This is a genomic window from Streptomyces sp. NPDC047014, assembly GCF_040644195.1.
Lineage (GTDB): Bacteria > Actinomycetota > Actinomycetes > Streptomycetales > Streptomycetaceae > Streptomyces.
In genome coordinates this window covers 41,338-50,100 of sequence record NZ_JBEYVX010000022.1, presented here as the reverse complement: position 1 = coordinate 50,100, position 8,763 = coordinate 41,338, and the positions used below count along the sequence as shown (strand labels likewise).

The following is an 8,763-nucleotide window of genomic DNA, read 5'->3' as shown; positions in this document are numbered from 1 at the left end:
GCGTCAGGATGGCAACACATCAGTCTAAGGAGAATCTGATGGCCTCTATCCGAGGCGTACTGGATGACCTTCTCTCCCCGTCCGAGGTGTGCGCGCAGTACCGCCCGTTCGCCAGCACGCAGGCCCTCGCCGACCTCCGCTACAAGGGCGTCGGGCCGGCCTACATCAAGACCGCCGAGGGCCGCGCCGGGCGGGTTTTCTATCGGCGATCCGCCATCGAGAAGTGGCTGGACGAGCGCACCGTGCAGACCGGGGGCGCCGCAGCATGAGCCAGGACGCAAAGAAGGGCCCGCTGGAGACGGGCCCTTCTCTGAAAGTCCCCGCCGGCAGCGGGTCGACTGCTGCCACGGTACCGCAGGACGGGCCGCGCATCACCCCCGACGAATTCGTCGCCCTGTGGGCCGAAGCCCGCACGGCGTACTTCGCCGACGAGTTCCCGCCCTACGCCTCACATGCCTGGCGGGCCCTCCGGCCCGACGACCCCCGGCGCCTGGCCGCCGCCCTCGACGCCGCCGAGAAGTGGCGCAAGTACGGCGACGAGGAAGCGCTCCTGCAGTGGTTCCGCGCAGCCGCCGGCCGCCCCTTCACCGCCGAGGGCCGGACGGCCGCCGAGCTCGCCGAGCTCCGCAAGGCCAAGCCCCGGCATCAGCTGCAGGCCACCCCCGGCTGGCCGCCCATCCGCATCCCCGGCGGCAACGGCCGCTGCCTCACCTACATCCCCGAGAGGAGGGCAGCGTGAGCGAGCAGACCCTCCCTCAGGCGACCACGCTCAGGGTCATCCCCCGGCCCCGGCCCGAGCGGCACCGCGGACACCTCCGCATGGCCGAACGCTTCGCCGAAGAGCACGCCGACAGCCTCCGGAACGTCCACGGCATCGGCTGGCACTACTGGACCGGATCCCGCTGGTACCTCGACGAGCAGCGCGTCGACATCCAGGCCGCCGTCCGCACCACCAAGCGGGCGCTCTCCGAGTGCATGGAGATGGACAAGGGCGGCGAGCGCGACGACCTGTACGCCGACGTCCGCAAGTCAGAATCCGCGGCCGGCATCGAAGGCATGCTCAAGCTCGCCGGAGCCCTCAAGCCCATCAGCACCGCGGCCCGGCACCTCGACTCCGACCCCTACCTGTTCAACACCCCCGGCCAGACCGTCGACCTCGAGAAGGGCCAGGCATACGAGAACAGCCGGGCCGACCTCATCACCAAGGTCGCTGGCGCCGCCCTCACAGGCGAAGTCAACGACGAGTGGGAAGCGTTCCTCAAGCGCATCCTCCCCGACGAGGACGTCCGCCACTTCGTACAGCGGCTCTTCGGCTACGCCATGCTCGGCAAGCAGACCGAACACGTCATGCCGATCTTCACCGGCACCGGCGCCAACGGCAAAGGCACCATCCGCGACGCCGTCATGGCCGCCTTCGGCGACTACGCCATCGAGGTCGACCCGGCCCTGCTCATGCAGTCCAAGCACGAGCGGCACGGCAGCTTCAAGATGCGGCTCCGGGGCGCGCGGCTGGCGTTCTGCTCCGAGACGGAGAAGGGCCGCAAGTTTGCCGAAGCCACCATGAAGCGGCTCGTCGGCGGCGACCCCATCGAAGCCAACTACATGCACAAGAACCCCATCACCTTCGACCCTTCTCACACCCTGATCATGCTGACCAACCACCTCCCCGAGGTGTCCGGCGACGACCCCGCGGTGTGGCGGCGCATCCTCGTCGTCCCCTTCGACGTCGTCATTCCCGAGGACGAGCGCGACGGCGGCCTACCCGGCCGACTGAAGGCTGCATCCGGCGCCATCCTCTCCTGGGTGTACGAGGGCTGGCAGGCGTACCAGCAGCAGGGCCTGAACCCTCCCCAGGCCGTCCGCGTGCGGACCGAGCAGTACCGCACCGACAGCGACACCCTGGGCCGCTTCCTCGCCGAGCGCACAATGGCCAACTCGCACGGCGTGGTGCGGTCGTCGGAGCTCTTTGAAGCTTGGTCCGGCTGGTGTCACAAAACCGGCATCAAGAGCGACGAGGTGGGCAACGCGGTCACGTTCGCCGCCTCCATGCAGACCCGCGGGTTCGAGAAGAAGGCCCGCAACGTCGGAGCCGTCTGGCTCGGCCTCATGCTCAACGGCGCCGAGGACGACGAAAGCTCCTGACCTGCGGAAGTGGTGGGTTGTGGCGGGTCTCCCGATAACTCCCATGCGCACACGCGTAGGAAGCAGCGGAGAACCCACCACAACCCACCACTCACCACCACCCGGGAGACCACCGAAGCCCCCACCTACCGCCCCTAGGAAGCCCTCATGAACATCAACGACATCGTGGCCGAGCAGATAGAACAGGCGCGCCAGAGAGCGGCAGCAGAGAAGCGCCGCAGGGAAGAACTCGCAGCCGCCCGACGCCGCGGTCTGCGGGCCCGCCACGCCGCCAAGCTCAGCCGCCGGAACAGGAAGCAGCGGTGAGCCGTCCGCGGCGGAAGCCGCCAGGCAACTGCGACGCCTGCGGCGCCATTACCCGCCGCGGCAAGTACCGGCTGTGCGCCGCCGGCTGCGGGGCCCGCCTCCACACCGAACGCTACGGCCCCTGCACCGACGCACACGCCCCCATCTGCCCCCGCTACCAGCCCCACGCCAAAGCCGAGGAGACTCCCGTGACCTACCCCGACCGCCTGCGCGAAGCCAAGTCCGCAGCCCTCCGCGCTGGCGCCGACGCCCTCGCCGCCCAGCAGGACGAGAACCCCTTCGAACCCACCCCTGACGGCCACTACAGCCGCCCCGACGCCCCCTACAGCGAAGTCGAAGCCACCCTGCGCGCCGCAGGCATCCACCTCAACAGCCGCTCCCTCTAACCCCCAGGAGACGACCATGAAGCACCTCGACACCCTCAAGCAGCACGGCGCCCACCAGCTCGTCGCCGCCGCCCGCACAGGCGTCCACACCCTGCCCCAGCAGATCCTCAACGACTACACCACCCTCGAAGCCCACCTCGACGCCCACACCGACAGCCGAGGCGCCCTCGACCGGAGCGCCGTCAAGGAAGCCGACAGGCTCACCGACGCCATCCTCGGCGCCAAGGCATGGGGCAACGCCCCGCAGATCCTCGTCGACCACGTACAGCCCGCCCTCGCCCGCTTCCTCGACGACCTGGCCGCCGACCTCACAACCGCCGGCCGGCACGCCGCACAGCCCGGGGTCACCATCGACATGCTCGACGAGCCCGACCACGTCCGCGCCGCCATCCTCCGCCTGCATGCCTCGTACCCCACCTACGGGCACCTGCGGGCCAGCTGGCGCATCCTCCGCACCGAGGGCGACACCATCGACCCGCTCGGCCTCAACAGCCCCCTCGCCGAAGTCGCCAACATCCCCGACCTCGTCCCCGACTGGGAGCCCGCCTACCACGGCCGGACCCCGTGGCCGTGGCACAGCACCGTCTTCCACGTCCGCATGCAGTGGCTCCTCGACCGCGGCGCCCGCATCTGGCTCCCCACCGCAGCCCAGCAGACCGAGGCATGGCACAAGGCCCACCCCGAAGCCCGCGTCCGCCAGGCCGCCTGAACCCCTCCAAGGAGATCACCATGACCGACCAGCCCGAGCCCGAGACCCCCAGCGGGCCCGAGAGCAACAGCAAGAGGATGAGCCGCCTCATCCGCGAGACACCCCCGCGAGACGGAGCCCAGCTGATGCGCGAGAGCATCGCCCGCTCCATCGCCCGCCGCAAGAACGGAGAGAACAAGTGACCGGACTCCCTCAGCCCGCCATTTTCGACGGCTACGACGCCGGCGCCTACACCCTCCCCGACGAGCTCGTGCACGCCCGCGATACCCACCGCAAGGTCCACGCCCAGCCGTACCCCGAACCGCCCGAGCGGCCCGGAGTCGTCATCGAGCGCCTCATGCAGGAAGTCGTCGCCGCCCTCCACGACGGCACCGACCTCCCCGACCTCAAGCAGATCGAGGCTGCCCGCGTCGTCGAGCAGACCCATCAGGACGCCGTCGACATCATGGCCGGCTGCGAAGTGCTGGCCGCCCAGCGGGTCCGTGCCCAGCTGCAGGAGTGCGGCATGGCCATCATCACCGACCACCTCAAGCCCGCCCACGAGGAGACCTGGACCGGCTTCAAGGCCGCCTGGCGGATCCTGCAGGAGTACGGCAAGACCGAACCCCGCCACCTCCTTGCCGCCCCGCCCAAGGTCCGCAAGGCGTCCGACACCTGCGACCAGCTCGCCGAGCGGTACACCCACATCACCGCCGCCCGGACCGCGCTGACCATCCTCGGCCTCGGCTGCTCCGACGACCCGCGCGGGAAGTACAGCGCCATCCGCAACTACCACGAGCTGTCACCCAGCCGCCTCGCCATGGGCCGACCGCCGTGGCAGGGACTCAGCATCCGCCACTTCCTGGGCTGGCACACGGAGAACGGCGGCCAGCTGTGGATGCCCACACCCGCCGAGCAGAAGGACCAGGTGTGGGCCGAGGCCGAAGCCAACCCGATCAAGCGGGCGGCCGGCTTCTGACCGCCCCACAGACCGGCGTCAAGGTCACCTGCCGGGCCACGTGTTGTAGGCCGCCCGACCAGGAGCCATGGCCAGAGAGCGGGGCTCCTTTCCCCGCAATGACCTGACCAGCGCCACCGCCAGGCCGGCGGTCCGAGTAGCCGACCGCCGGCCTGACTGACACACAGTGACCACGCCCCAGGGGGGAGACCCCTGATGATCATCCCGCCAGGACCGCCGGGGAGGGCTTTCCCTGGGCGCCGTCCCGGATAGGCAAAACCAAGATCACGAAGCATTGCAGTCAGTGAGGAGAGTGGATCATGCCTGGACCCCTACCCAACCCGGCCAAGGGCCGCAGCCGGCACACCCAAGCACGAGCCAGCGAACGCAGCAAGGCCCGGTACGGCGTGATCACGCTGCCGGTCACCTGCGAGGACCCCGTCCCCGACCTTCCGCCGGGCCGCGACTGGAGCCCGGCCGAAGCGGAGATGTGGGAGTCGCTGTGGACGGGCCCGCAGGCCAACGAGTGGGACGACTCGTTCGTCATGGCCGTGGCCATGTACGTCTCGCACACGTTTGCCGTGCTCGGAAGGGAGGCGTCGGCCTGGCACGCCCAGGAGGCGCGGCACTTGGGGGACCGGCTCGGCTTGACTCCGCAGGGCATGGCGGCCTTGGGCTGGCAGCTGCCCCCGGTCGGAGCGGGTGCTCCTGTCGTTCCGCTGCGGGGTGCGTGATGGTGTCGGAGCGGAGGGCGGCCCGGATCGCCGCCTCGCAGCCTCGCCCCGCGGTGTCGGTGGAGCCGAGCGGCGACCTCGATGACTGGATGGACTACGACGAGCGCCCGCCGGACTACTGGGAGCCGGAGCAGGTTCCGTTGTGGCGGGCGATCCGGGCTCGGCGCCGGCGGCGTGAGGCCCGGAAGGTGTGGCTGGCGGAGCAAGGGGCGACCGATGGTGTCTGAGCGGCGCAGGGCCCGGATGCGGGTTCCGGAGAGCGAGGCCGGTGTGCCGGGCTGGCTGTGGGAGTTCGACGGCAGGCAGTGGGGTTGGCACTCCAAGAACCCGCGGTCGTCCGGCGGCCGGGTCGATGGGCACTACGACGCCCGGGTCCGTTGGCACGCCGCGTGCTCGGCCTGGCTCGACGAGCGGGGGCTCGTCACGTGGGAGCACAACGCCGGTTCATGGGAGGACTTCCTCCGGATCGAGCGCGAGGAACCCCACCGGATCCTCCGCAGGCCCCAGCAGGGTGAGACGTGAGCAGTCGCAGCCCGGACGCGCCTCACTCAATCCTGAAGTGCAGGGCGAAGTCCTGCAGGATGTCCTGCGCACTTAGCTCCGGCTGGGTCCGGTCGTGAGCGCGAGCGAGGTGAATGTAGGCAGCGAAAAGAGTGCCTATGGTGGCCGTGAAGCTGGGCGTCACTTCATCCATGGCCGCCTGAGCGACCGCTGCCGGGTGTGCGTTCGCGGGCAGTTCCAGCCGGACGTTGTGCATGCCTTGGAGCAAGTCCGCTATTTGCTCGTCGAAGGCTTCACTGTCGGGGTCCTCGGCCAGAGCCGTGGTCAAGATGGCGATCATCCGGCTTGCAATCTCGCTGCGTTCCATGGCGGCATCCTCCCGGGTGTGATGGCCACATGGAAAGCCTTCGGGGAACCGGGAGACGAATGCGGCCTGGCCGTGCCTGGTGCTGCAGTAAGGACTGCCGCCAACGTAGTGACGGAGCAGCCGAGCGTGGGGCAGGCTCCCGCCATGGACTTTGATGAAGTCGACTTCGCCGCCAACGCTCCGGCAGTGGCCGGAGCGTCCGCCTTTGCCTCAGCCATCTGGGCTGATCAAGACATGCGGGCGGTATGGGCGTACACGGATCCGCTGCTGCGGAAGTGCTGGGTTCAAGCCTGGTTCCACCCGCTTCGCGCTCAGGCCGTAGCGGACGGATACAGGTCCGGCGCGGTCGTGGAGTCGCTGACGTCCGACGAGCCATCGCATCCCCTCTGGGATCCATTCGCTCGTACCCAGATTCGTCAGATGACTGCCTCTTTCGCGGTCGACATGGATACGTGGGGGTTCGGCTCCGCATTCAATCCCGTAGCTCAGGACATGGCCTTGCTGAAGTTCCTGCCCGTCCCGAAGTCGGGGGTAATCGAGGCCGGAGAGCTGCACGCATGCGTGCCGTTCCTGATGCGCTTCGATCCGATTGCGGGTTGGCGTGTTCTGAACTTCGTTAGTGAGCGTGTACCACAGCCGGGCTGGCCTCCCGCCATGCGATGACCGCGCAGCGCTCTCGGGGGCTCTGCGGCTCTGCCGCAGAAGAGTCGCAGAGGCTCCCTGGTATCGGCTTCAGAGCGGAGGCAGGGACACGAGCCGCGTCCAGAGCTGCCAGTGGCCGGCGCTAGTTCTCTGCCAGCCGTCCGGTTCCGGGCCGTGTTCCAGGAAGCGCTCCACCCGCTGCACTGACCACTCGGCGAACATGGCTCGCAGCTCGGCATCCAAATTCGGGCGGATCACGAATCGGGCCTGCACCCCGTCTGCCACTTCAGCAAGAAGGGCGCAGCCGCCGATCTCTGGCTCGTCGTGTCGACCGAAATCTTCCTCCTCGATTGGCCATCCGTAATGCTCAAGCAAGTGCCGTTCCGCAAGTGAGGTCATGGGTAGAAGCTAGACCCCTGACCCCGATCAGCGCCACCTTCTGGTTCCGCCGACCTAGCAACTCACTCGACTCGGTAGCGGAGGGCGAACTCCTGCAAGATCTGCTGCGTCGAGCGCTCTGGGGATCCGGCATCGTGCTCGCGAGCCAGGTCCAGATAGGCAGCCAGGAGGGTACCTACCGTGACCATGAAGCGGGGGTGGAATTCCTGCACCGCGGCTTGTGCCACGTCAGCTGGAGGGGTGTTACTCGGCAGGGTCAGTTCGACGGTGTGCATTCCTTGCAGGAGATCTGAGAGCCGCTCTTCGAAGGCGTCGTCCTCAGGATCTTCGGCTACGCAGACGGTGAGGATTCCGATCATCCGGCTGGCGATTTCGATGAGTTCCATGGCTGCATTCTCCTTCGCGTCAAGACAGCTGGGACGGGGTTCGGGAAACCTGAGAGCCCCGAGTGACTGACCCGGGGCTCTCGGCTGGGCTACTCCGGGCAGTCGACCGGCTCGCCAGGGACGCCGATGTGGCGGGCCGGCTCCGGCTCCGCCATGGCGGGCCGCGGCATCACGGCTACCGGGCGACCACAGCCACACATGGTTACGACACGGGTCAGGCTACGGATCATCTCCGTCCCTTCGTTGGGGATACTGTCATCCCTTAGTCGACCTGACCTGCTCTGAACAGGGCTACTCTCCAAGGTTGTTCGGAGTGTCGCTGCATGGCGCGTAGCTAGCGGGCATGGCGGATCATGAAGTGCCGCTCGCGTCGTTCGGAGCTCACGAGGATCTCATCCCCGATGTGCACCCACGTCTTCCAGTACGCGGCGCCCTTGTGGTTCTCACCCATGCAGGAGCACGTGCAATCGTCGCGCCGGGCCCGCTCGCAGTTGTCGTTGCAGACCTCCTGCTGGGAGAACTGGAGGTAGACGTCCACCTCGCCGAACCTTTCAGCGAGCGCCTCAGTCAAAGGGCGCAGGTGTGCCTGTGCGATCTCCCAGCGCTTGTCGTCCGGGTTCCAGTGAGGCCGAGTCCGGTCGCCCAGAGCGTCCTTCACCCAGTTCCGGATTCCCTGTTTGTAGGGCATCGACATCCAGAGTCGGGTCTCTCCGATGTTCCTGCGAACCCAAGGTCGGCTCACGAAGCGGCACCCTCCCGTTCGAGTCTTGCGGGAGCTGGGCGGCGCAGCCCAGGTCGGGTGGATACCGAGGCGCGACGCGATTGCGACGCCACTTCGGAGTGGTGGGCATCGTAAGCGCGCAGATCGCAAGGAGGGTTGAGCTCTTGGGTTTGGTGCACTCCGGGGACACTCGGTGTGTCGCGGATGTCAGCCTTGGGTGCACATGAGGTCCAGGCCGGCCGTCAGGATCGTCTGCGGGGCCGCTCCGTATGGGGCCCGGGTGAGTCGTTGATCTGATGGGCTAGGAGGTTCGAGCATCGTCGGAAGTTGCTCCTGACACGCCACTGCACGTTACTGCAACCTTCATGTGGCTGAGCTTGTGCCGTCGGGTGGCCGTCGACGTCCCGCCCTCCGAGACACTGACAGGTCCCTCGAGCGGCGCGCCGAGGCGCGTAAACCCGGCAGCGGCCAATTCAACTCGATAGTGCCCAGAGTGTCGATTGCTGTTGTGCCGGCCGGAGCATCCGGCTGAA

General features: G+C 68.0%; 15 protein-coding genes. 11 read left to right on the top strand and 4 right to left on the bottom strand.

Annotated features, from left to right (window positions below; all coding sequences use genetic code 11):
- Positions 1-38: 38 nt before the first annotated feature.
- From ABZ873_RS15660 to ABZ873_RS15615, 10 genes are all read left to right on the top strand, one after another.
- On the top strand, positions 39-269 hold the full coding sequence (locus ABZ873_RS15660) for a DNA-binding protein (RefSeq protein ID WP_360871110.1): 231 nt from the start codon (positions 39-41) through the stop codon (positions 267-269).
- Positions 266-739: a hypothetical protein gene (locus ABZ873_RS15655; RefSeq protein ID WP_360871107.1), complete on the top strand. Its 474-nt coding sequence runs from the start codon at positions 266-268 to the stop codon at positions 737-739. Before ABZ873_RS15660 ends, ABZ873_RS15655 begins: the two co-directional genes overlap by 4 nt.
- Entirely contained in the window at positions 736-2,142 is a 1,407-nt protein-coding gene (locus tag ABZ873_RS15650) for a phage/plasmid primase, P4 family (protein ID WP_360871104.1), read from the top strand. Before ABZ873_RS15655 ends, ABZ873_RS15650 begins: the two co-directional genes overlap by 4 nt.
- A gap of 147 nt (positions 2,143-2,289) precedes the next feature.
- Positions 2,290-2,448: a hypothetical protein gene (locus ABZ873_RS15645; protein WP_360871101.1), complete on the top strand. Its 159-nt coding sequence runs from the start codon at positions 2,290-2,292 to the stop codon at positions 2,446-2,448.
- Positions 2,445-2,834, top strand: a complete 390-nt coding sequence (locus tag ABZ873_RS15640; RefSeq protein ID WP_360871098.1) for a hypothetical protein — start codon at positions 2,445-2,447, stop codon at positions 2,832-2,834. Before ABZ873_RS15645 ends, ABZ873_RS15640 begins: the two co-directional genes overlap by 4 nt.
- 16 nt (positions 2,835-2,850) lie before the next feature.
- Positions 2,851-3,543: a hypothetical protein gene (locus ABZ873_RS15635; RefSeq protein WP_360871095.1), complete on the top strand. Its 693-nt coding sequence runs from the start codon at positions 2,851-2,853 to the stop codon at positions 3,541-3,543.
- 20 nt (positions 3,544-3,563) lie between these two features.
- Positions 3,564-3,725, top strand: coding sequence for a hypothetical protein (locus ABZ873_RS15630; protein WP_360871092.1), 162 nt, complete (start codon positions 3,564-3,566; stop codon positions 3,723-3,725).
- The gene (locus ABZ873_RS15625) at positions 3,722-4,501 is read left to right on the top strand and encodes a hypothetical protein (protein ID WP_360871089.1); all 780 of its coding nucleotides are present in this window, start codon (positions 3,722-3,724) and stop codon (positions 4,499-4,501) included. Before ABZ873_RS15630 ends, ABZ873_RS15625 begins: the two co-directional genes overlap by 4 nt.
- Before the next feature lie 299 nt (positions 4,502-4,800).
- Positions 4,801-5,214: a hypothetical protein gene (locus ABZ873_RS15620; protein ID WP_360871087.1), complete on the top strand. Its 414-nt coding sequence runs from the start codon at positions 4,801-4,803 to the stop codon at positions 5,212-5,214.
- A 216-nt stretch (positions 5,215-5,430) separates the two neighbouring features.
- Complete coding sequence (locus tag ABZ873_RS15615) at positions 5,431-5,736, top strand: hypothetical protein (RefSeq protein ID WP_360871084.1); 306 nt, start codon at positions 5,431-5,433, stop codon at positions 5,734-5,736.
- Between the two features lie 22 nt (positions 5,737-5,758).
- Here the strand turns inward: ABZ873_RS15615 and ABZ873_RS15610 are convergent, their stop codons facing one another.
- Positions 5,759-6,082, bottom strand: coding sequence for a hypothetical protein (locus ABZ873_RS15610; protein ID WP_360871082.1), 324 nt, complete (start codon positions 6,080-6,082; stop codon positions 5,759-5,761).
- Positions 6,083-6,226: 144 nt separating this feature from the next.
- Between ABZ873_RS15610 and ABZ873_RS15605 the strand changes: the two genes are divergently transcribed.
- Complete coding sequence (locus tag ABZ873_RS15605; protein ID WP_360871079.1) at positions 6,227-6,745, top strand: hypothetical protein; 519 nt, start codon at positions 6,227-6,229, stop codon at positions 6,743-6,745.
- Positions 6,746-6,814: 69 nt separating this feature from the next.
- Here ABZ873_RS15605 and ABZ873_RS15600 read toward each other — a convergent pair whose 3' ends face one another.
- From ABZ873_RS15600 to ABZ873_RS15590, 3 genes are all read right to left on the bottom strand, one after another.
- Positions 6,815-7,123: a hypothetical protein gene (locus ABZ873_RS15600; protein ID WP_360871076.1), complete on the bottom strand. Its 309-nt coding sequence runs from the start codon at positions 7,121-7,123 to the stop codon at positions 6,815-6,817.
- Between the two features lie 62 nt (positions 7,124-7,185).
- Positions 7,186-7,509, bottom strand: a complete 324-nt coding sequence (locus ABZ873_RS15595) for a hypothetical protein (protein WP_360871073.1) — start codon at positions 7,507-7,509, stop codon at positions 7,186-7,188.
- A gap of 334 nt (positions 7,510-7,843) precedes the next feature.
- Positions 7,844-8,047: a hypothetical protein gene (locus ABZ873_RS15590; protein WP_360871070.1), complete on the bottom strand. Its 204-nt coding sequence runs from the start codon at positions 8,045-8,047 to the stop codon at positions 7,844-7,846.
- Positions 8,048-8,763: the final 716 nt, after the last annotated feature.

Bases quoted from the DNA above. Each gene is read 5' to 3' on its own strand.
- ABZ873_RS15595 (WP_360871073.1), bottom strand. From the start codon at position 7,509: ATGGAACTCATCGAAATCGCCAGCCGGATGATCGGAATCCTCACCGTC.
- ABZ873_RS15610 (WP_360871082.1), bottom strand. From the start codon at position 6,082: ATGGAACGCAGCGAGATTGCAAGCCGGATGATCGCCATCTTGACCACG.
- ABZ873_RS15620 (WP_360871087.1), top strand. From the start codon at position 4,801: ATGCCTGGACCCCTACCCAACCCGGCCAAGGGCCGCAGCCGGCACACC.
- ABZ873_RS15660 (WP_360871110.1), top strand. From the start codon at position 39: ATGGCCTCTATCCGAGGCGTACTGGATGACCTTCTCTCCCCGTCCGAG.
- ABZ873_RS15605 (WP_360871079.1), top strand. From the start codon at position 6,227: ATGGACTTTGATGAAGTCGACTTCGCCGCCAACGCTCCGGCAGTGGCC.
- ABZ873_RS15630 (WP_360871092.1), top strand. From the start codon at position 3,564: ATGACCGACCAGCCCGAGCCCGAGACCCCCAGCGGGCCCGAGAGCAAC.
- ABZ873_RS15600 (WP_360871076.1), bottom strand. From the start codon at position 7,123: ATGACCTCACTTGCGGAACGGCACTTGCTTGAGCATTACGGATGGCCA.
- ABZ873_RS15655 (WP_360871107.1), top strand. From the start codon at position 266: ATGAGCCAGGACGCAAAGAAGGGCCCGCTGGAGACGGGCCCTTCTCTG.
- ABZ873_RS15645 (WP_360871101.1), top strand. From the start codon at position 2,290: ATGAACATCAACGACATCGTGGCCGAGCAGATAGAACAGGCGCGCCAG.
- ABZ873_RS15615 (WP_360871084.1), top strand. From the start codon at position 5,431: ATGGTGTCTGAGCGGCGCAGGGCCCGGATGCGGGTTCCGGAGAGCGAG.
- ABZ873_RS15635 (WP_360871095.1), top strand. From the start codon at position 2,851: ATGAAGCACCTCGACACCCTCAAGCAGCACGGCGCCCACCAGCTCGTC.